Here is a 21021-nt window from a genome sequence, read left to right on the forward strand (position 1 = left end):
TCCAGGACACGGTTTCCGCCACGGCCGGTTCCCAACCCCGCCGCGTGTCCAGGACCCGGACACCCGGCGGGGATCAGGCGGCGGCCGAGACCGCGCCGATCATGGTGTGCAACCGGTCGGCGGCGGCCCGTCCGAAGGCCGGGTCGTTGATGTGGGTGTCGTAGTCGTAGAGGCGGGCGGCGCTCCCGCGCAGGCCCTCGCGCAGCGTCGAGAACAGGGCCCCGTCCGCACGGGGGTCGTGGTACGGGCCGCCCGGCGCGCCGAGCGTGGAGAGCCCGCGCAGGGGCAGGCAGACCGCCGTCGGCCCCGTCGACGCGCGCAGTTTCGCCGCGACCCGGCGGCCCAGCTCCGCGCATTCGGACTCGGTCGTACGGATCACCGTGACCGAGGGGTTGTGGACGCGGATCCTCCGGTAGCGGGCCCGTTCGGGCAGGGTCTCCAGCGGCCCGAACTTCACCATGTCCAGCGCGCCCAGGCTCACCACCTGCGGGATCCCCGCCCGCCCGGCCGCGCTGAGCCGGTCGGGCCCCGCCGTGAGGATGCCGCCGCACAGGTCGTCGGCGAGCTCGCTGAGGGTCAGGTCCAGCACCCCCGCGAAGATCCCCTGCCCGGCCAGGGTCTCCAGGGTCCGCCCGCCCGTACCGCTGGAGTGGAAGACCAGTACCTCGTAGCCGAGTTCGGTCAGCCGTTCCCGGGCCGCGTCCACACCGGTCGTCGTCACCCCCGCCATGCTCGCCGCGACCAGCGGCCGGGCACCCGCCCCCAGCCGGGCCGGGCGGCGCAGCTCCAAGGAGGCGTGCTGGAACGCCCTGGACATCCCGGCGACCGCCTCCACGGCGTTCGCCAGCACCGGCGCCGAGATGCTGTTGATCCCGGCGATGTCCACGACGCTGTACATCATGGTGATGTCCGCGGACCCGACGTACGGGGCCACGTCCCCGGACGCCATCGAGGAGACCATCACCTTCGGCACGCCGAGCGGCAGCGCCCGCATGGCGCGCGTCGCGATCGAGGTGCCCCCGCTGCCCCCGATCGCGAGCACCCCGTGCAGCCGCCCCTCGGCGTGCAGGCGCAGGAGGGCCACCTCGGCGCCCCGGGCCATCGTGGTCACGGCCGAGCCCCGGTCGGCGGCGGCCCGCAGGTCGGACAGGTCCGCGCCCGCCGCCCGGGCCACCTCTTCGCGCGGCACGTCCGCGTCCACCCGGGGCTCTCCCATGATCCCCGTGTCGACCAGTACCACCTCGACGCCGGCGCGCAGCAGCCTCTCGCGCAGCCAGCCGTACTCGACACCCTTGGTGTCCAGGGTTCCCACCAGCACGACGCTCGTCATATGTGCAATGTCCACGCAGGTGGGGTTTGTTGGCAAGTAAAGGTCGAGTCAACCCTCCAGTAGCACCAAAAGGCGCTCCAGGAAAGGGATTTGAGGAACCATCAGCTTGTTCCGCGCCATCGGCGGGGAGAACCAGGCCACCCGGTCCAGCTCCGGGAACTCCTGCTCCCGCCCGGAGTGCGGAGGCCACTCCATCGTGAACGTCCCGGGCACCGTCAGCGCAGGATCGAGGTCCGCCTCGACCGCCCAGATGGTCACCAGCTTCCCGCTGGTCAGCCGCACCTCGCCGAGCGGCAGGTAGTCGCCTTCCGGCRGCGCCAGCCCGAGCTCCTCCGTGAACTCCCGGCGGGCCGCGTCCCGGGGCGCCTCGTCCGGCCCGTACTCGCCCTTGGGGATCGCCCAGCCGCCGGCGTCCCGCCCCGCCCACAGGGGGCCGCCCATGTGGCCGAGGAGGACCTCCACGCCCCCGCCGCCGGTGCGGCGGAACAACAGCAGGCCGGCGCTGCGCTTGTGCCTCTTCGGCTCCGTCATGGCTTCATGTATGCCCCGCCGGCCGGCCTTCAGTGCGCGTGCGGACCCTCCCGGTGGACCGGGCCGTGCGCGTCCGCGCAGTGCGGGTCACCGCCGCCCGGCTCCTCGCCCGCCCGGCCGACCGACAGCAGAGCCTCCTGGACGTGGTCCACCTGGAGCGTGGTGTGAGTGATCCCGTACTCCTTCTCCAGCAGCCGTTCCAGCTCCCGGCGCACCGCGTGGCAGTCGCCTTCCGGATACACCAGCACGTGCGCGGAGAGCGCGGCCTGCCCCGAGGTGATCGTCCAGATGTGCAGGTCGTGCACCTCCGTCACCGGCGGGTGTCCGACGAGACGGTCGCCGACCGCGTCCGGGTCCAGGTGCGCCGGGGCCGCCTCCAGGAAGATCCGCCCCGACTCGCGCACCAGCCCGTAGCCCGCCTTCACCATCAGCACCACCACCACGAGCGTGGCGATCGCGTCCGCCTGCACGAAACCGGTCGTGAGCACGATCAGGCCGGCCACGGCCGTCCCGATGAAGGCGAACAGGTCGTTCAGGATGTGCTGGTAGGCGCCCTCCACGGCCAGCGAGGACCGGTTCGCCCGCGAGATGCACCAGGCCGCCCCGACGTTGACGACGATGCCGGCCAGCGCCGTGACCAGCACCAGACCGCCCTCCACCTGCGGCGGGTCGATCAGCCGCCGTACCGCCTCGTAGGCCAGCCAGGCCGCCAGCAGCAACAGGGTCAGCCCGTTGGCCTGGGCGGAGAGGATCTCGGCCCGCTTGAGGCCGAACGTGAAACCGCCGCGCGCCGGGCGCGCCGCCAGCCGCATCGCGATCAGCGCGAGGACGATCGAGACGGCGTCGGTCAGCATGTGTGCCGCGTCCGAGATCAGGGCCAGGGACTGGGCCATCACGCCGACGACCACCTCGACGGCCATGAACCCGCCGATCAGCGCGAGCGCGATCGCCAGCCAGCGGCGGTCCGCGTCCGGGTCGACCCCGTGGCTGTGCCCGGAGTGGCCGTGGCCGTGGTCGGGCTCCCGGTCGTGGTCGTGCGCGTGGTCGTGCCCGGTCATGGCGTCCCCCGTTGGTTCGGTTCCGACGCGTGAAGTGAAGCGCACCTCGGCGAGATCGGCAAAGGCTGCAACGGGGACCGTTGTCATTCTCCATAAGACCCCTCTGACCTGCGGTGATGCTGCCCGCGCCGGGACCGGTCGATCGTGGGAAGATCTGTGCATGGTCCAGCGCCCCGGTGCGGACACCGCGCCCGAACTCGTCCTGGAGACCGCCGGGGGCTCGACCGAGATGAGCCCGCCCCGGACCTATCACGTCGGCCGGGACCCCCTCTGCGAGATCTGCCTCGACGACGCCCGCGTCTCCTGGCACCACGCGGTCCTCTGCCCCGACGGGGACCACTGGACCGTCCGGGACGAGGACAGCACCAACGGCACCTGGGCCGACGGCCACCGCATCCACGAATGGAGCGTCGGCCCCGGCAGCGAGCTGCGCTTCGGCAGCGCCCAGGACGGCCCGCGCGCCGTCCTCTCCATCCGCACGCCCCCGCCCCCGCCCCTGACCGTCCCGTCCGCCGCACCCGTCGCCCACCCGGAGCGCACCGGCACCTTCCGCCGGCCCACCACCGTCCGCCCGCTGGCCGCCCGCACCGCCCTGCGCATCGGCCGCGACCCCGCCAACGACCTCGTCGTCGACGACCTCGTCGTCTCCCGCCGGCACGCCGAACTGCGGGCCCTCGCCGACGGCACCTACGAGATCGCCGACCTCGGCAGCCACAACGGCACCTACCTCAACGGCGCCCCCGTCGAACGGGCCCGGATCGCCGAGGGGGACATCGTCGGCATCGGCCACTCGGCCTTCTGCCTCGTCGGCGACCGGCTCCAGGAATACGTCGACAGCGGCGAGGTCTCCCTCGACGTGCAGGAGCTCGCCGTCGCCGTCGACCACGGCCGCAAGACGCTCCTCGACGACGTCTCCTTCCCCGTCGGCGGGAAATGCCTGCTCGCCGTCGTCGGACCCAGCGGCGCAGGCAAGTCCACCCTGCTCGGCGCCCTGACCGGACTGCGCCCCGCCGACCACGGCACCGTCCTCTACGACGGCCGCGACCTCTACCGCGACTACGCCGAACTGCGCAGCCGCATCGGACTCGTCCCCCAGGACGACATCCTGCACGCCCAGCTCACCGTCCGCCGCGCCCTCACCTACGCCGCCGAACTGCGCTTCCCGCAGGACACCGCCAAGACCGAACGCCAGGCCCGCGTGGACGAGGTGATCGGCGAACTCGGTCTCGGACAGCGCGCGGACCAGCCCATCCACAGCCTCTCGGGCGGCCAGCGCAAACGGGTCTCCGTCGCCCTGGAACTGCTGACCAAGCCGTCCCTGCTCTTCCTCGACGAACCCACCTCCGGCCTCGACCCCGGCATGGACCGCTCCGTCATGCACATGCTGCGCGGCCTCGCCGACGACGGCCGCACCGTCATCGTCGTCACCCACAGCGTGCTCAGCCTGGACGTGTGCGACCGGCTGCTGGTGCTCGCCCCCGGCGGCCGCGTCGCCTGGTACGGGCCGCCCGGCGAGACCCTCGGCTTCTTCGGCTTCGACCAGTGGCCCGAGGCCTTCGAGGCCTTCGAGAACGAACGGGACCGCGACTGGGCCGGCCAGTACGCCGCCTCCCCGCAGTACCGCGCCTACGGAGCCGGAGCACCCCGCGGACCCCGCGGAGCCCCCGACGGGCAGGCCGGCCAGGGCCCGGCCGGCTTCGCCCCCGCGCCGCCCAAGGCGCAGAGCTGGGGATCCCAGCTCTCCACCCTGGTCCGCCGCTACGCCGCCGCGCTCGGCGCCGACCGCACCTTCCTCGCCATCATGATCGCCCTGCCGTTCGTGATGGGCGCCATGGCCCGCGCCCTGGCCGGCAGCGCCCTCACCCAGGAGACGGCGATCAACGCCCTGCTCATCCTGTGCGTCGGCGGCGTCCTGACCGGAGCGGCCAACGCCGTCCGGGAGCTGGTCAAGGAACGGGTGATCTACCAGCGCGAACGCGCCGTCGGACTGTCCCGGTCCGCCTATCTGATGTCCAAGGTGGTGGTGCTGGGCACGATCACCGTGGCCCAGGCCGTCGTCCTGACCCTCGTGGGCCTCTTCGGCGTGCGGCTCGTACCGCCGGGCGCCACCGGGGTGTTCCTGCCGCCGCTCGTCGAGATCACCCTCGCCGTCGCCCTGCTGTCCTTCACCGCGATGATGCTCGGTCTGCTCGTGTCCGCCCTGGTGAAGAAGGAGGAGGTCACCATGCCGCTGCTGGTCCTCCTCGCCATCGTCCAGGTGGTCTTCTGCGGGGCGCTGCTCCAGCTCGACGGGGTGCCGGTGATCGAGCAGCTCGCCTGGTTCGTCCCCTCCCGCTGGGCGCTCGGCGCGATGGCCGGCACCATCGACCTCGCCCGGATCGTGCCCGGCCCGCTCACCGACGACCCCCTCTTCGCGCACTCCGCCGGGGTCTGGCTCCTCAACATGGGCATGCTGGTGGCCCTGTCCGTCCTGTTCGGCGTACTGGTCGCGCGGCTGCTGCGGCGGCACGAGCCCGCGATCATGCGGAAGTAGGCCCGGCCGATGACCACCCCCGACGGCCCCGGCGCCGTGTTCCGGCCCACGCACGTGGTCCCGCCCGACGGGCTGCCCGCCTGGGAGGCGCCCGACGCGACCCGGCCGACCACCGCCCTGGACGCCTTCCTCCCCGTACGCCTGCTGTCCCGGAGCGGGGAGTGGGGAGAAGTGCTGTGCGCCAACGGCTGGTCCGCCTGGGTCGACGGCCGGCTGCTGGTGGCCGTGCCGCGGCCGCCGCCCACCGCCGGCCGGCCGACCGCCCCGGCGCAGGACCCGGGGCCGCTGCTCGCCGAGGCGGCCGAGGCCCTCGACCGCTACCGGCGGGCCGTCCGCGACCTCGCCGCGGACCGGGCGGACACCGGCGTGTTCCGGGAGGCCGTACGGGGCCTGCGGGCCGGGATCGTCATCGACGGGGAGTCCGCGTGGCTCTACGACGCCGCGGCGGATCAGTGGATGTACGCGGACGGGAGCCGCCTGGCCCCCTACGCAGTCGTCTCGGGACCGGGCGCCCCGCCCGCGCCGCAGCCCCGGGACCCGCGGCCGCAGGACTCCGGCGCCGCCCCGGGTGCCGGCGCGGCGGAACCGGCCCACGAGCCCACCAGGATCGTGGACCGGCCCCCGCCCGAACCGGGCGGGCGCTGATGGGAGCCGCAGACCCGCGGGCCGGGCGGCCGTCCGGACCCGCAGGCAGGCGGATCGCCGGCTACCTGCTGGAGGACGAGATCGGGCGCGGCGGCATGGCCGTCGTCTACCGGGCCCGGGACCTGAGGCTGGACCGCACGGTGGCGCTGAAGGTGCTGGCCCCCGAACTGGCCCGCAACGACACCTTCCGGCAGCGCTTCGCCCACGAGTCCAGGGTGGCGGCGGCCATCGACCACCCGCACATCGTGCCGGTGTTCGAGGCCGGTGAGGCGGACGGCCTGCTGTACATCGCCATGCGGTACGTCCCCGGACAGGACCTGCGGGCCCTCCTCGACCGCACCGGGCCGCTGTCCGTGGCGGCGGCGGCCCGGATCGCGGGTCAGCTGGCCTCGGCACTCGACGCCGCCCACGCCCACGACCTCGTCCACCGGGACGTCAAACCCGGCAACGTCCTGGTCGCCGAGGGCACGGACGGCGAACACCCCGAGCACGTGTACCTGACCGACTTCGGCCTCACGAAGAAGTCCCTCTCGCTGACCGGGTTCACGACCGTCGGCCAGTTCGTCGGGACCCTGGACTACGTCGCCCCGGAGCAGATCTCGGGGAAGCCGGTGGACGGCCGCTGCGACGTGTACGGGCTGGGCTGCGTGGTCTACGAGATGCTCACCGGGGGCCCGCCGTTCCGCCGCGACGACGACCTCGCCCTGCTCTGGGCCCACCAGTACGATCCGCCGCCCCTGCCGTCCTCGCACCGCCCGGACCTGCCGCCCGCCGTCGACTCGGTACTCGCCAAGGCCCTCGCGAAGGCCCCCGAGGACCGCTGGGGGACCTGCCTGGCCTTCACCACCGCCCTCCGCGCCACGGCCGGCCGCCCTCCGGCCGCCGCCGCTGCCTGCCCGCCGCCACCGCACTGGGCCCTGCCCGTGTTCCGCGGCCCCTCCGGGCGCCCGTAGGCCCCCGGGCGCCGTAGGCCCACCAGGCTCCCGGCCCGCCCCGGGCGGCGGCCCGGCGGTCACGGCCTCACGGTGACGCGGGGGCCCGCGTGCTCCGGCGCCGGACGGGGCGGGACAGGAGGGCGCCGAGGAAGCCCGCCACGGCGCCCCAGAGGAGGGCGAGTCCGGTCGTGCGCCACAGGTGCGGGGTGAGTTCGGCGGTGCCCGAGAGGCCGGCCGCGTCGCCGATGCCCAGGAGGGACAGGCCGAACCGGACCTCCACCCGGGCCAGCAGGCACACCGTCAGGGTGGCCAGGGCGAGCGCCACCGCCAGGTGCAGGGCGTGCCGGTGGAGCCGCACGTGCGCGGGGGAGCGCACGGCGGCCAGCACCCCGGTGCCGAGCAGCAGGACGGCCGCCAACGGCACCAGCCACCAGGCCCGCGCGTCCTGCTCCGCGAGCGAGGCCACGTCGATGGTCGACGGCTCGGAGCCGCGCAGGACCCGGTCCAGCACCTGCGGCACGGGCAGGCCGAACGGCCCCTCCACCCGGCCCTGCCACGCACCGCCGAAGCCCACGGTGAGGGCCGGCCAGGCCAGGTTGGGCAGGCCGAGCAGGAGCACGGCCAGGGTCCGGGCGGCGTGGCCCCGGGTGGCGGCCGTCACCAGGCCGACGGCCAGGCCGAGCCCGACGTACGCGACGAGCAGGACGGCGGTGGCGTGGGCGGCCGGGCGCACCGCCGCGTGGAAGCGGACCAGGGCGGCCGGGAGCGGTGCGCCCCGCGAGACCAGCAGGGTGATCAGCAGCAGGCCCAGGATCCACAGCAGCCCGAAGAGGAGCGTGGCGGGCAGGTCGGCCCGGAAGCCCACCGTCGGTGCGGCCCCGAGCAGCTCGCCGAGGTCCCCGAGCGGTGAGTCCCCGGGGGAGAGCCCGAAGTCCTGCCGGGCCAGGAGGCCGGACAGGGTGAGCAGGAGCAGCCACAGGACGGTCAGCCGGGCGGCCCGCAACCCAAGTTCCCGGGGCGTGACCACCGCCCGGCCCCGCAGCGGACGCAGGAAGAGGAAACCCGTGGTGAGCGCACCGGCCAGGCTGACCGACAGGGGCATCACCGACAGGCTCACGTCCGCCCCGGCCAGCGGGCCCGCCTCGGCGGAGCCCTCGACCGCGCCGCCGGCGGCCATCACCACGACCGCGGCGAGCACCCGGGGGAAGGCGCCCTCCGGCAGATCGCCCGCTCCCGCGCAGGCGAGCCCGGCCGCGGCCACCGCGGTCATCACGGCGAAGCCCGCCAGGGCGGCGACGAGCGCGTCGCGCCAGGCCTTGGGGGAGGCGTGCTCGGAGGTCCTGACGGAGGAGCGGATCACCCGCTCACCGTGGCACCCCCGGCTTGCGGGCACCACCGGGAGCACGCACACAATGGTCCGCAGGAGTGTACGAACGCGTACGGAGCCGGATCAGTAGGAGCTTTCGGGAATTCCGCCGCCGGGAGAGAAGAGCCCGTGACCACGCAGCCCTCCGGCGAACGGCCGCCGCAGCCCCATCAGCCGTCACCGCCGGACGCGTCCTCGTCCGGGCCCGCGTCCGGGAAGCCCACCGGGCCCCCTTCCGGGCCGCTCTCCGGCGGGGCGGCGCCGGGTCCCCCCGGGCCGCCGCCCCCGGCACCGCCCGGTGGGCCTCCCGGTGGGGAGCCGCCGGGCGGGTCGCGGCCCTGGTGGCGGTCCGGTCCCCGGATCGCGGCGGCGGCCGTGGCGCTGGCCGCCGTGGCCGCTCTGGTCGTGGTGCTGACCCGGCCGGGCGGCGGGGGTTCCACGCAGCGGGCCGGGGCCGAGGTGTTCCTCCAGCCGGCCGCGGTGACCGGCCCGGCCCCGTTCACCGAGTCCACGGCCGCGCGGGAGGCCACCCCGCCGCCGTACAGCCCGGCCCCGAACCCGACCCCGTCCCCGGCGGGCACCGGCACCACCCCGACCCGCAGCGTCAGCGGCTCCGCCCCCGGCCTTTACGGCGGCACGAAGGACGTCGCCAGCTGTGACGTGCCGAGGCAGATCGCGGCGCTGTCCGCCGAGCCCGCCAAGAACGCCGCCTTCGCCTCCGCCCTCGGCCTCGAACCCCGAGCCGTCTCCGGCTACCTGCGCGCCCTGACCCCCGTACGGCTGCGCACGGACACCCGGGTCACCAACCACGGCTACCGCGACGGCAGGGCCGTCCCCTACCAGGCGGTCCTGCAGGCGGGAACGGCCGTGCTGGTGGACGACCGCGGGGTCCCGCGGGTCCGCTGCGCATGCGGCAACCCGCTCGGCGCCCCCGTGCCGCTGCCGGCGAACCCGAAGCGTTCCGGACAGCCCTGGCCCTCGTACCGGCCCGGCGAGGCCGTGGTGATCGCACCGTCGAAGACGGTGGTGCACAAGATCGTGATCTACGACCGGGAGAGCGGCCGCTGGTACGAGCGCGACCGGGGCGCGGCCCCGGAACCGGACCGTCCGGTACCGCCGCCGCCCACCCCCACCCCGCCGACCGGCACGCCCTCGCCGGCCACCTCCCCGCCGCCCTCCGGCCCCACCCCACCGCCCGTGACCGGCACCCCGGGCACCGGAACGCCGGAGGACACCGCCACGGCGACCACCCCGTCCGGGAGCCCGTCGGGCGGCCCCGGGGACACGTCCACCCCCTCGGGACCCGCGTCCAAGCCGCCCGCCCTCACCGACCGCAGCACCCCGAGCGGTCCCACCACCCCGCCCGGCCCCTCCACCGCCCCGTCCGCGGGCCTGGCCCCCGCCTCCCCGTCCGGGTCCGGGGACGGATCCGGGGAAGCGGAGGCGAACGGGGAAGGCTAGGCCCCGCCGTGCGGCGCGACCGGAGACGGCATGCCGGGGACGGGGGACAGTGAGACCCTGGCTGCATGGACCAGCGGGGACGGACCCACGAGGTCGACTGGCCCGCGCGGCCGGATCTGAGCCTCGCGCTCAATCGCATGGGCACCTTCGACTGGGACCTCGACAGCGGCCGCATGCATCTGGACGCCACCGCCCTCGGGGTCCTCGATCTGCGCCCCGAGGAGTTCGGCGGCACCCCCGCGGGACTGCTCGGCAGGGTCCCGCCCGGCGAGCGCGCCCGGCTGGAGCGTCGCGTCGAGGAGGCCCTGCGGGAAGGGCGCAGCCACTACGGGGCCTACTTCCGCACCCTGCGCCGGGACGGCGGCGCCGCCTGGACCCACGTCCAGGGACACGTCCTGCGGGACCCGCACGGCCGCCCGTACCGGATCATCGGCATCCTCCGCGACGCCACCACGGACCCCAACGAGCCGGGCGCCGCCGGGAACGGGGACGAGGGGCGCCGGCGGATGACCGGGGTCGTCGAGCGGACCACCGCGATCCTCGCGCACGCCCGCACCGTCAACGACGTGACCGACGTCCTCAAGGACCCCGAGGCCCTCGGCCACCTCGGCGCCGTCAGCGTCATGCTCGGGATCGTCGACGGCGCCCGCATCCACCTGGTCGCCGAAGGGCAGCTCGGCTCGTACGTCCCCGAGATCGAGTACACGCGCATCGACGCACAGTTCCCCATGAGCGAGGCCGTACGGACCCTGCAACCGGTGTTCATCGCCTCCCGGGAGCAGTTCCAGCGCGGCTATCCGCGCCTGTGGCCGTACATCGAGCCGCTCGCCGTGCGCAGCGGCGTCTACCTCCCGCTGATCGCCCAGGGGCGGCCCGTCGGCGCCCTCGGCCTGCTGTACCGGCGGGAAGGGGACTTCACCGCGGAGGAGCGCAACGTCCTGGTCGCCCTCGGCAGCGGCATCGCGCAGAGCCTCCAGCGGGCGATCCTCTTCGAGCAGGAACACGACCTCGCCGAAGGCCTCCAGCGGGCCATGCTGCCCCGCCACATCCCGGACGTACCGGGCGCGCTGATCGCCGTCCGGTACCGGGCGGCGCGGATGGGGCGCGACATCGGCGGCGACTGGTACGACGTGGTCCCGCTCGGCGACGGCCGGGTCGGGGTGATGATCGGGGACGTCGAGGGCCACGACACGGACGCGGCGGCCGTCATGGGCCAGCTCCGGATCGTGTTCCGCGCCTACGTCATGGAGGGCCACACCCCCGGTGCGGCGATGGCGCGCGCCTCCGCCTTCCTGCGGGACCTGGCCACCGAACGCTTCGCCACCTGCACCTATGCCGAGGTGGACCTGAACACCGGAACCCTCCACCTGGTCCGGGCCGGCCACCTGGACCCGTTCGTCCGGCGGGGCGACGGCACCTGCCACCGCGTCCAGGTGGCGGGCGGGCTGCCGCTCGGCCTGCCCGCGCGCGAGCAGGCGGGCACCGGCTCGGGCTACCCCGTCACCAGTCTGGAGCTGCACCCCGGGGACACCCTGCTGCTCTGCACCGACGGGCTGCTCGAACGGTCCGGCGGTGACCTGGAGACCGGGATGCGGGAGTTCATGGATGCGGCCCGCGACGGTCCCGTCGACGTCGAGGAACTGGCCGACGTACTGTGCGACCTCGTCGGGGACGCGGGCGGCGGGGACGACATGGCCCTGCTCCTGCTGCGCCGGCGCGGCACCCCCGCCCCGCGCGGTGGCGGCCCGTTGCACCAGCGCCTCGTTCCCGGGGATCCCGACARCCTGGTGATGGGCCGCCACCTGATCCGGGCGGCGGTGGCCGCCTGGGGGGCCCGGGAGCGCGCCGACGAGATCGAGCTGGTGGCGGACGAGCTGATGACCAACGCCCTCGTGCACACCGACGGCGGCGGCCTGGTCAGCCTGCGGCTGACGGCCGAGGGCCGGATCCGGATCGAGGTCGAGGACTTCAGCAGTGCCCTGCCGCGCCGCCGCGAGGCCGACGACTGGGCGGTGTCGGGCCGCGGCCTGATGCTGGTGGAGCGGCTCGCGGAGGGCTGGGGCGTGGAACCCCGGGGCGGCGGGAAGTGCGTGTGGTGCGAGTTCGCCGTTCCGCAGGGGGACGGGCACTGAAGGCGCCCGTCCCGAGGGGGTCCGGCTCAGGCGGCGGCGTACGGCCCCTGCGCGGCCTTCACGTTCTGCAGGGCCGTCAGCCTGAGCACGAAGACGATGCCGAGCCCGGCCGCGGCCACGGTGGTCAGACCGGCGAACGCGCCCAGGGCGGACGCGGTGCGCAGGGCCTGCGGGGTGTCCGCCCGGCTGCCGAGCAGCGTGGCCGTCGTGTCGAGGACGCGGGAGAGGACCCAGAGGATCCACCACGAGGTCAGCGGCACCGTGGAGACGCGCCGGAAGGAGCCGTCCGGGCCCAGCTGCACGCTCGCCGCCCAGGTCTGCGCCGCCACCCGGTAGGGGAGGAAGAGGTTGCCGAAGGGGATGAACCATGCCCCCACCGCCCAGCCCGCGGACCGGGTGAAGGCACCCGGGTTGAAGATCCCGCCGTTGGTCCGCACCCGGTGGAACCAGATGACGAAGACGACCGCCGTGGCCAGCAGCGTCAGGCCCTGGAAGCCGCCGGTGAGGGTGGTGAGCAGGTCCGCGCCCTGGAGGGTGTGCTGCTGCACCGCGAAGGGGTCGGCCTGTACGTCCTTCATCAGCGACCACGTGTACAGGTCGGCGACGCACCCCAGCAGGGCGGCGACGGCCGCCGCGCAGAGCAGCACCGTCACGGCCGTCGCGAGGCCCCGGGGGGAACGCAGCACGGGAACGGCCGGCTGCGGGGCGGGGTAGGCGGGGGCCGGGTAGGAGGGGAAGGCCGGTCCCGGCTGCCCGGGGTACTCCGGTCGCGGGGCGGCCCCGTACGGCGGCTGCCCCGGCGGAGGCGGAGGCGGAGGCGGAGGTGAGCCGGGCGCGCTGAAGGACATGACGGAGGACCCCCCACGGGTACGGACGGCAACGGCTGGAGCGGGCCGGCCCGCTGACGGGCCGGCCGGGCAGGGTCGAACATATGTCAGCCCGTCTCCCGCGCGTCCAAAGGGATGCGGGAGGGCACCGGGCGGGCGGTCCCTACAGGCGTACGAGGGTGACCTCGGTCGCCTTCACGCTCGTCCAGACCGCGGTGCCGTCGGCCAGCCGGAGTTCGGCGGCGGCCTCAGGAGTGACCTCCGCGACCAGGTCGGGGACCTCGGCGGACCCCACGAGGACGCGCAGCCGGCTGCCGACCGCGGTGATCTCCCGTACGGTGCCGGGCCAGACGTTGCGCGGACTGCCGCCGGGGCGCTCCCGGTGTACCGACACCGCCTCCGGGGCGATGATCGCCAGCGCCTCCGCCCCTTCGGGCAGGGCCTCCGCCACCACGAGCCGTCCGCCCGGGCCGAGCGCGAGCCCGTCGGCGGAGGTGGTGCCGGGCCAGGCGTTGCGGCCCAGCATCCGGGCCACCCAGGGCGAGCGCGGCCGGCGGGTCACCTCGGCCGGGGCCGCGTCCTGCAGGGTGCGCCCGTCGGAGAGGACGAGGACCCGGTCGGCCAGCGACACCGCCTCGACGGGATCGTGAGTGACGATCAGACAGACCCCGTCGAAGCCCGCCAGGTGCGTCCGCAGGGTGTGCCGCACGTGGGCCCGGGTGGTCTGGTCGAGGGCGGCGAGGGGCTCGTCGAGCAGCAGCAGCCGGGGACGGGCGGCGAGCGCCCGCGCGAGGGCCACGCGCTGGGCCTGCCCGCCGGACAGCTGGGCCGGCTTGCGCCGGGCGAGGTGGCCGACGCCGAGCCGGTCCAGCCAGGCCTGCGCCTCGCGGCGGGCCTCGGCGCGGCCGGCCCCGCGGGCGCGCAGTCCGTACGCGGTGTTGGCGAGGGCGGTCAGATGGGGGAACAGCGCCCCGTCCTGCGGCACCCAGGCCACCTGGCGCCGGTGCGGGGGCAGGGCGGTGACGTCGGTGTCCCCGAGGCGCAGCCGGGCGTGTGCGCGCGGGGTCAGCCCGAGGAGGGCCCGCAGCAGGGTGGTCTTGCCGGCGCCGTTCTCGCCGACGACGGCGATGGTGGTGCCCGGTTCGGCGTCCAGGGTCAGCTCGTTGAAGCCGGTCACCTCGGCGTGCAGGGGCCATCCGCCGCCCTCGGCCCGCGCGGCCTTCCCGCCGGGACCGGGTGCGTCGGCGGCGGCTCCGTCGGACGGGGGAGCGTCCTGCCCCGAGGGGGACGGCGCGGGTTCCTCGGCCGGCTGTCCCGCCCCGGCGTCCTTCGCGGCGACCGGGGTGCCGGTCCAGCGTCCGCGCAGGGCGATGAGCACGCCCATGGCGATGGCGAGCAGCAGCAGTGACACCGAGGTGGCGGCCTCCGGCTTGTCCTGGAGCAGCAGGTACACCTGGAGGGGAAGCGTCTGGGTGGTGCCGGGCAGGTTGCCCGCGAAGGTGATGGTCGCGCCGAACTCGCCCAGTGCGCGGGCCCAGGTGAGGGCCGCCCCGGCCACCAGACCGGGGGCCACCATGGGCAGGGTCACGCTGAAGAACACCCGGACCGGCGGGGCACCGAGGGAGGCGGCGGTCTCCTCGTAGCTCTGCTTGAGCCCGCCGAGCGCGCCCTCCAGGCTGATCACCAGGAAGGGCATCGCCACGAACGTGGCCGCGACGACGGCACCGGAGGTGTGGAACGGCAGGGTGATGCCGAAGGTGTCCTCCAGCCAGGGGCCGAGGAGTCCGCGCCGCCCGAAGCCCAGCAGCAGGGCCACACCGCCGACGGTCGGCGGCAGCACCATGGGCAGCAGCACCAGCGAGCGCACCAGGGCCTTGCCCTTGAAGGGGACCCGGGCCAGCAGCCAGGCGAGCGGTACGCCGAGCAGCAGGGAGAGGCCGAGCGCCCACAGCGACACCACGAGCGACAGCTTCAGCGCCTCGACGACGCCGGGGCTGGTGAGGTGGGTACCGAGTTCGCCCCACTGCGTACGGGAGAGGATCCCGAGCAGCGGCAGCAGCAGGAACGCGACGGCGAGCAGCGCGGGCAGGGCGAGTGCCAGCGGAGGCCGGGTGCGGGTGCGGAGTCTGCTCATCGGGTTCCTGGTCGAAGCGGCGCGGGGCGGGAGGGCCTGACGGCGGGAAGGACGGGGACGGGGGCTTCTGCGGGCACGGACGAGGGGCTGCCCGTCCCCCCGGACCGGGCAGCCCCATCGAACGTCAGGCCGGTTACGCCTTCTGGAAGCCGGCGTCCTGGAGGATCTTCTGGGCCTCCGGGGTGCTCAGCCACGCCACGAACGCGGCCGCGGCCGCGCTGTTCTTGGACTGCTTGAGCGTCGCGGCCGGGTAGGAGGCCACGGCGTTCTGGTCGTCCGGGATGTCGACGGTGACGACCTTGTCACCGGACTTGGCGGAGTCCGTCTTGTAGACGAGACCGGCGTCGGCCTCGCCCAGCTCGACCTTGGAGAGGACGGCGCGGACGTTCGCCTCCTGGGAGACCGGCTTCACTTCGACCTTCTGGGCGTCGAGGATCTGCTTGCTGTAGCGGCCGACGGGGACCTCGGGCGCCGCCAGGACGACCTTGATCTTGGAGTCGGCGAGGTCCTTCAGCTCGTCGATCTTGAACGGGTTGCCCTTGCCCGCCGCGATGACGAGACGGTTCTTCGCGATGACCGTGGCGTCGTTGGTCTCGCCCTTGAGGCCGTCCATCGTCTTGGTGTCGGCGGTGACCAGGGCGTCGGCCGGCGCACCCTGCTTGACCTGCGCGGCCAGCTCCTGCGAACCGGCGAAGGAGAAGGTGACCTTCGTCCCGGGGTGGGACTTCTGGTACGCCTCGCCGGCGGTCTTGAAGACGTCGGTGAGGGAGGAGGCGGCGAGGACGGTGAGGTTCACGTCCTTGGCCGGGGCCGCGGCCGGGGCCGAGGTGGACGGGGAGCCCGCGGCGTCGTCCTTCTTCCCGGCGTCGCTGCCGCAGGCGGACAGCGGGACGAGCAGGGCGGCGCTCAGCGCGGCTGCGGCCGTGCGGCGGTTCAGGATGCTGTACACGGTTCGGGCTCCTCGGTCGGGTCGGCGGCCGGCCGGGTGCCGGGACCGCGTGGTGGTGACCCGCGCCGGTGACGGGCGGAGCGGGTGGGGACGAGCGGGCGGGAGGGCGGGGCGGCGGGTGGATCAGGTGCGGTCGATGTGCACGCTGGTGGACTTCACGCGGGCGGTGGCCCGCATGCCGACCTCCAGGCCCAGTTCCTCGACGGCCTCACGGGTGAGCAGGGAGACCAGGCGGTGGGGACCGGCCTGGATCTCCACCTGGGCGGCCACGTCGCCGAGTTTGACGGCGGTGACGATCCCGGGGAAGGCGTTGCGCGCGGAGGTGTAGGGCTCTCCGTCCTCGGCGTGGGCGCCCTGCCCCACCTCGACGGAGAAGGCCGCGAGGTCACGGCCGTTGATCAGGCGACGGCCGCCCTCGTCGCGATGGGTCGCGACCCGGCCGGCGTCGGCCCAGCGGCGCGCCGTGTCCGGGCTGACGCCCAGCAGACGTGCCGCCTGTCCGATGGTGTAGGACTGCATGGGCGACAAGGTAGGGGCACTTCTGGCGCATTTGCAATTCGTTTGGGACGATCTCCATCGCAGATGCCATCCCCATTGTGGAATCCGCCAAACTCATTCCGTTTCCCGGCCTTCCGGTCGGTAAAGTCTGGGCATGGCTGATGCAGACGCGAGGACGACGGGTTCGACGGATGCGGCCGGTACGGCACGGGTGGACGCCTGGATGTGGTCGGTGCGCCTGACGAAGACCCGGTCGGTCGCCGCCACCGCCTGCCGGGCGGGCCACGTCAAGGTCAACGGCGAGCGCGCGAAGCCCGCGCAGAGCGTGCGCGCGGGGGACGAGGTGCGGCTCTACCACGCGGGGCGCGAGCGCGTCGTCGTGGTGCGGCGGCCGGTGACCAAGCGGGTCGGGGCGCCCGTCGCGGCGGAGTGCTTCATCGACAACAGCCCGCCGCCGCCCACTCCGGTGGAGGCGGCCGTGGTCGGCATCCGCGACCGCGGGGCGGGCCGCCCGACCAAGCGCGAGCGCCGCGAGATCGAAACCCTGCGCGGGCGCCCGTAGCCTCCGGCGGTGGACCCGGTGGTGCCCGGCAGTGCGTCCCCCGGGCCGGGGCCCGGCGGGCCCCACCGGGCGGCCGGTTCCGCCCGGTGGGCGGTCCGTGTGAGTTCCGCGCGCGCCCGGCCCGCCCTAAGACCGGTTCCGCCCCGCCCGGTTCGGCTGTGGAGTGTGCGGTGCGGGAGCGGGAGCCGGCCCGGCCCGGGGGCGGACAGCGCAGGCTCAGGCCTTGCGGTACGCGTACGCCTCGGCGGCGGCCGCGACCACCGCGTCCAGCGGGGCGCCCGCCGAAGCGGCCACCACCGCCGCCACCGCCCCCTCCAGGAAGGGTGCGTCCGCCAGCCGGGATCCGGCGGGCAGTTCCTCGTCCTCCAGCAGGGCCTTGACCGTCAGCACGGAGCTGCCCAGGTCGGCCAGGAGCGCCACCCCCGCCCCCTGGTCCACCGACGCCGCGGCCGCCAGGACCAGCTCCGCGCTCGTCCCCAGCCCGCCGTCGACGGCGCCGCCCGCCGGGGCCACGGGAGCCACCGCTCCGCCCGCGGCCAGCCCCCGGGCCAGCTCCGCCACCGACTCCGCGACCGCCGCGCTGTGGGAGACCAGCACGATCCCGACCACCGGCCCGCCGCTCATGCCGCACCGCCCGCGTCGCCGGAGCCCCCGGAGGCGTCGGCCAGCGCGCGCAGCAGCAGCGCCGACGAGGTGGCGCCCGGGTCCTGGTGCCCGATGCTGCGCTCCCCGAGGTAACTGGCCCGGCCCTTGCGCGCGAGCATCGGCGTGGTCGCCTTCGCGCCGTTCTCGGCCGCGTCCGCGGCGTCACCGTAGGAGGAGGCGAGGGCCTCGACCCCCGGTACCAGCGCGTCCAGCATGGTCTTGTCGCCCGGCGCCGCCCCGCCGAGCCGGGCCACCGCGCCCACCCCGGCGTCCAGCGCCCCGCGCACCTGCTCGTCGGAGACCTCGGCGGCCTCCCCGAGCTCCTTGCCCGTGCTCCGCAGCAGTGTCCCGTACAGCGGACCGGAGGCGCCGCCGACGGTGGAGATCAGCGTCCGCCCGGCCAGTTGCAGCAGCGTGCCCGGCGGGGCCGTCGCGTCGGCCCCGGCCAGTGCCGCGCGGACGGCGACGAACCCCCGCAGCAGGTTGCTCCCGTGGTCGGCGTCCCCGATGGGGGAGTCCAGCTCCGTCAGCCGGTCGGCCTCCCGCTCCACGGACGCCGCGGCGGCGTCCAACCAGCGTCGGAAGAAGTCTGCGTCACGCACCGGATCTCCTCGTCTCGCACCCGCTCGGACGGTTCCACCGCCACCCTACGGTCACCCGCGTCTCAGCGGCCCCAGCGCAGGGCGGCGGTCTGCACCGGCGCGTCCCACAGGCGCAGCAGATCGTCGTCGGCCCGGCACAGGGTCACCGAGCAGCCCGCCATGTCGAGCGAGGTCACGTAGTTGCCGACGAGGGACCGTGCCACCGGCACGCCGCGGGCCTCCAGCACCCGGGCCACCTCCGCGTGGAACCCGTACAGCTCCAGCAGCGGGGTCGCCCCCATGCCGTTGACCAGGGCCAGAACCGGTGCGTCCGCCGGGCCCGACTGCGCCAGGTCCTCCAGTACGGCGCCCACCGCGAACTCCGCGATCTCCCGGGAGGTCATCATCGCGCGGCGTTCCCGGCCGGGCTCGCCGTGGATGCCGATGCCCAACTCCAGCTCCCCGTCGGGGAGGTCGAAGGTCGGGCTGCCCTTGGCGGGGGTGGTGCAGGCGCTGAGCGCCACTCCGAAGCTGCGCGAGGACTCGTTGACCTGACGGGCGATCGCCGCGACCCGGTCCAGCGGGGCGCCCTCCTCGGCGGCCGCCCCGGCGATCTTCTCGACGAAGAGGGTGCCACCGGTGCCGCGCCGGCCCGCCGTGTAGAGGCTGTCCGTGACGGCCACGTCGTCGTTGACCAGGACCTGTTCGACCCGCAGGCCGTCGTCCTCGGCCAGTTCCGCGGCCATCTGGAAGTTGAGCACGTCGCCGGTGTAGTTCTTCACGACGAACAGCACCCCCTGCCCGGAGTCGACGGCGCCGGCCGCGCGCAGCATCTGGTCCGGCACCGGCGAGGTGAAGACCTCCCCGGGGCAGGCGGCCGACAGCATCCCGTACCCGACGAAGCCGCCGTGCAGGGGTTCGTGCCCGGAGCCGCCGCCGGACACCAGTCCGACCCGCCCGCCCTCGCGGGCGTCGCGGCGTACGACGAGCCGGTTCTCGACGTCCACGTCCAGTTCGGGATGTGCGGCCGCCATTCCGCGCAGGGCGTCGGCGACGACCGTGTCCGCGGTGTTGATCAGCATCCTCATGGTTCTCTCCCGGTGAGGTCGACGGTGTTCTCCACGACCGCCCAGCCCTTGCCGCCGTCGGGGGCGACGACCTCGATCAGGTGGTGGTCGAGATGGCCCGTGATCATGACTGCCATGAGGGAGAGGTACTCGCGCCGCAGGTCGGGGGCGAGTCCGCGGTCCCCGGGCACCCCCAGTATGGTCCTGTCACCTTCCTCCGGCAGTGCGCAGGTGGACCGGACCGTGCGGAGGAGGAGCTCGAACCGCTCCCCGTCGAGGCCGTCCCGCACGTCCTGCGGGTACGTTCCCGGGCCGTCGGCCTCCCGGTCGTCGTCCGGACCGCGGTCGGTATCCGATCACGTTCCCACCTCTCCCGGGCGGCCGTGTCCACTCGCAGTGTAGGCCGCGGGCCCCCGCCCGGCGCCGGGTATGCCGTTCGCATATTCCGCACGAATACACTTTCGGTATTTTCCGGATGAATTCATCTTCTCCTCTCGTCCTACATTGACAGTGCGCAGCGGCCTGCGAGTTAATTAGTTCAACGGTGGCCTGATGTGGTCGTGTGTCGGCGGGATCTGGTCGCTCCATGGCCGGTTCATTTCGGCGGTCACGGTCGGGGCCGTCGCGACAATGCCGCAGCAGAAGGGGTGTCTTCACATGATCGCGACCGTCGCGATCGTTCAGGTGGGCGGGTATTGGCGAATCGGACTCTTTTATGGGGGGATCAATGACCCAGCTCGACTCTTTCTCTGTTCCTGATTTTCACCTTCCCTTCGGGAATTCCAAGCATCCCCTGGCCGCCCGCGCAAACGCCGAGGCCGCCACATGGGCGGTGCGCCACGAACTCGTCACCGATGCCGTGGACCAATTCGCGGGCATCGGGTTCGGTCATCTCGCCGGCCGGGTGAGCGGGGAGGTGCCGTACGAAACGGTCGTCCTGCTCGCCGAATGGATGGCGTGGTCGTTCGTCCTGGACGACCAGCACGACCACCTCATCAGGACCGGCGAGGTCGCCGCCTGGCGGCCGGTGGCCGACGCGATAACCGAGCACCTGGCGACGGGATCGGGCGGTGGCGCGCGGGCCCGCCGCAACCCGCTGGTGAAGGGGTTCGTCGACGTGTGCGACCGGATCCTGGACGGTATGCCCGAGGGGCCCGCGGCCCGCTACCGGGCCCATGTCCCGCTCATGCTGCACTCCTTGGACCAGGAGGCCGGCAATCGCGGGGACGAGGGCCGCCCGGCGGTCCAGGACTACATCCTGATGCGCCGTCACAGCTCGCAGATACTGCCGATGATGGACATGGTGGAGGCGGGCCTCGGCCTGGACGTGCCGCAGCGCGTCCACGACCTGCCCGAGTTCCGGTCGCTCGTCGCGAGCGCCCTGGACGTCATCTCCTGGGGCAACGACGTGTTCTCCCTCCCCAAGGAGCACTCCTGCGGGGACAACAACAACCTCGTCTCCCTCATCGCCGCCTGGGAGGGCTGCTCGCTCTCCGCGGCGGTCCGGGCGGTCGAGGGCCGCATACAGGACCGGATCGAGGAGTACCTCGCCGGCGAGAGGCTGCTGACCGAGACCCTGGACGCCCGCGGCGAGACCGATCCCGAGGTGCGCGACGCGGTCTCCCGGATCGTGCGCAGCTACGAGGACTGGATCATCGGCGCGGATCTGTGGCAGCGTTACGAGTGCACGCGGTACAGCGACGAACGGTTCGCGGCCGGGCTGGAGTCTGCGTACACCCGCCCCGGCCTGGTCTCGGTGGCATGACA

Annotated in this window: 19 protein-coding genes; 7 read left to right on the top strand and 12 right to left on the bottom strand. The window is 74.3% G+C overall.

Features of this window, described 5'->3' with window-relative positions:
• Window positions 1–73: 73 nt before the first annotated feature.
• Genes AB4039_RS06855 through AB4039_RS06865 form a run of 3 tightly spaced genes read right to left on the bottom strand, consistent with a single transcriptional unit; the run spans window position 74 to window position 2919 of the window.
• Window positions 74–1330 carry a Tm-1-like ATP-binding domain-containing protein gene (locus AB4039_RS06855; RefSeq protein ID WP_266837071.1) on the bottom strand — a complete coding sequence of 419 codons (1257 nt, stop codon included), beginning with the start codon at window positions 1328–1330 and terminating at the stop codon, window positions 74–76.
• Window positions 1331–1378: 48 nt separating this feature from the next.
• A complete protein-coding gene (locus tag AB4039_RS06860; protein ID WP_442270271.1) occupies window positions 1379–1861 on the bottom strand; it encodes an NUDIX domain-containing protein in 483 nt (160 codons plus the stop codon).
• Window positions 1862–1890: 29 nt separating this feature from the next.
• Window positions 1891–2919, bottom strand: a complete 1029-nt coding sequence (locus tag AB4039_RS06865; RefSeq protein WP_266837068.1) for a cation diffusion facilitator family transporter — start codon at window positions 2917–2919, stop codon at window positions 1891–1893.
• 160 nt (window positions 2920–3079) lie between these two features.
• Between AB4039_RS06865 and AB4039_RS06870 the strand changes: the two genes are divergently transcribed.
• The 3 genes from AB4039_RS06870 to AB4039_RS06880 are packed head-to-tail and all read left to right on the top strand — an operon-like array spanning window position 3080 to window position 7050.
• Window positions 3080–5452, top strand: a complete 2373-nt coding sequence (locus tag AB4039_RS06870; RefSeq protein WP_442270272.1) for an FHA domain-containing protein — start codon at window positions 3080–3082, stop codon at window positions 5450–5452.
• 9 nt (window positions 5453–5461) lie between these two features.
• Window positions 5462–6097, top strand: coding sequence for a hypothetical protein (locus tag AB4039_RS06875; RefSeq protein ID WP_266837064.1), 636 nt, complete (start codon window positions 5462–5464; stop codon window positions 6095–6097).
• Window positions 6097–7050 carry a serine/threonine-protein kinase gene (locus AB4039_RS06880; RefSeq protein ID WP_442270273.1) on the top strand — a complete coding sequence of 318 codons (954 nt, stop codon included), beginning with the start codon at window positions 6097–6099 and terminating at the stop codon, window positions 7048–7050. The genes AB4039_RS06875 and AB4039_RS06880 overlap by 1 nt, the downstream gene beginning before the upstream one ends.
• A gap of 67 nt (window positions 7051–7117) precedes the next feature.
• Here AB4039_RS06880 and AB4039_RS06885 read toward each other — a convergent pair whose 3' ends face one another.
• Window positions 7118–8392 carry a streptophobe family protein gene (locus AB4039_RS06885; RefSeq protein ID WP_266837061.1) on the bottom strand — a complete coding sequence of 425 codons (1275 nt, stop codon included), beginning with the start codon at window positions 8390–8392 and terminating at the stop codon, window positions 7118–7120.
• Between the two features lie 135 nt (window positions 8393–8527).
• On the opposite strand from AB4039_RS06885, the gene AB4039_RS06890 reads away from it, so the two are divergent.
• A complete protein-coding gene (locus AB4039_RS06890) occupies window positions 8528–9859 on the top strand; it encodes a DUF6777 domain-containing protein (protein ID WP_442270274.1) in 1332 nt (443 codons plus the stop codon).
• Window positions 9860–9924: 65 nt separating this feature from the next.
• Window positions 9925–11991, top strand: a complete 2067-nt coding sequence (locus AB4039_RS06895) for a SpoIIE family protein phosphatase (protein WP_442270275.1) — start codon at window positions 9925–9927, stop codon at window positions 11989–11991.
• A 26-nt stretch (window positions 11992–12017) separates the two neighbouring features.
• On the opposite strand, the gene AB4039_RS06900 is transcribed toward AB4039_RS06895, so the two are convergent.
• From AB4039_RS06900 to AB4039_RS06915, 4 genes are all read right to left on the bottom strand, one after another.
• Window positions 12018–12677, bottom strand: coding sequence for a DUF4328 domain-containing protein (locus AB4039_RS06900; protein WP_442270276.1), 660 nt, complete (start codon window positions 12675–12677; stop codon window positions 12018–12020).
• A 304-nt stretch (window positions 12678–12981) separates the two neighbouring features.
• Window positions 12982–14952 carry an ABC transporter permease gene (locus tag AB4039_RS06905; protein WP_442270277.1) on the bottom strand — a complete coding sequence of 657 codons (1971 nt, stop codon included), beginning with the start codon at window positions 14950–14952 and terminating at the stop codon, window positions 12982–12984.
• A gap of 133 nt (window positions 14953–15085) precedes the next feature.
• Window positions 15086–15892 carry a molybdate ABC transporter substrate-binding protein gene (gene modA / locus AB4039_RS06910; RefSeq protein ID WP_442270313.1) on the bottom strand — a complete coding sequence of 269 codons (807 nt, stop codon included), beginning with the start codon at window positions 15890–15892 and terminating at the stop codon, window positions 15086–15088.
• 132 nt (window positions 15893–16024) lie between these two features.
• Window positions 16025–16420 carry a helix-turn-helix transcriptional regulator gene (locus tag AB4039_RS06915; protein ID WP_266837052.1) on the bottom strand — a complete coding sequence of 132 codons (396 nt, stop codon included), beginning with the start codon at window positions 16418–16420 and terminating at the stop codon, window positions 16025–16027.
• 133 nt (window positions 16421–16553) lie between these two features.
• Here AB4039_RS06915 and AB4039_RS06920 point away from each other — a divergent pair, with 133 nt between their 5' ends.
• Window positions 16554–16961: a S4 domain-containing protein gene (locus AB4039_RS06920; RefSeq protein WP_266837051.1), complete on the top strand. Its 408-nt coding sequence runs from the start codon at window positions 16554–16556 to the stop codon at window positions 16959–16961.
• Window positions 16962–17177: 216 nt separating this feature from the next.
• Here the strand turns inward: AB4039_RS06920 and AB4039_RS06925 are convergent, their stop codons facing one another.
• From AB4039_RS06925 to AB4039_RS06940, 4 genes are all read right to left on the bottom strand, one after another.
• Window positions 17178–17585 (bottom strand): PTS fructose transporter subunit IIA, encoded by a 408-nt coding sequence (locus AB4039_RS06925; RefSeq protein ID WP_266837050.1) that lies wholly within the window; start codon window positions 17583–17585, stop codon window positions 17178–17180.
• Complete coding sequence (gene dhaL / locus AB4039_RS06930) at window positions 17582–18208, bottom strand: dihydroxyacetone kinase subunit DhaL (RefSeq protein ID WP_266837048.1); 627 nt, start codon at window positions 18206–18208, stop codon at window positions 17582–17584. The genes AB4039_RS06925 and dhaL overlap by 4 nt, the downstream gene beginning before the upstream one ends.
• A 62-nt stretch (window positions 18209–18270) precedes the next feature.
• Window positions 18271–19275: a dihydroxyacetone kinase subunit DhaK gene (gene dhaK, locus AB4039_RS06935; protein WP_266837047.1), complete on the bottom strand. Its 1005-nt coding sequence runs from the start codon at window positions 19273–19275 to the stop codon at window positions 18271–18273.
• Complete coding sequence (locus AB4039_RS06940) at window positions 19272–19544, bottom strand: hypothetical protein (protein ID WP_266837046.1); 273 nt, start codon at window positions 19542–19544, stop codon at window positions 19272–19274. Before AB4039_RS06940 ends, dhaK begins: the two co-directional genes overlap by 4 nt.
• Window positions 19545–20086: 542 nt before the next feature.
• Here AB4039_RS06940 and AB4039_RS06945 point away from each other — a divergent pair.
• The gene (locus AB4039_RS06945) at window positions 20087–21019 is read left to right on the top strand and encodes a terpene synthase family protein (RefSeq protein ID WP_266837044.1); all 933 of its coding nucleotides are present in this window, start codon (window positions 20087–20089) and stop codon (window positions 21017–21019) included.
• The last annotated feature ends 2 nt before the right edge of the window (window positions 21020–21021 follow it).

The sequence above is a fragment of the Streptomyces sp. M-16 genome, assembly GCF_052114405.1.
Classification (GTDB): Bacteria; Actinomycetota; Actinomycetes; order Streptomycetales; family Streptomycetaceae; genus Streptomyces.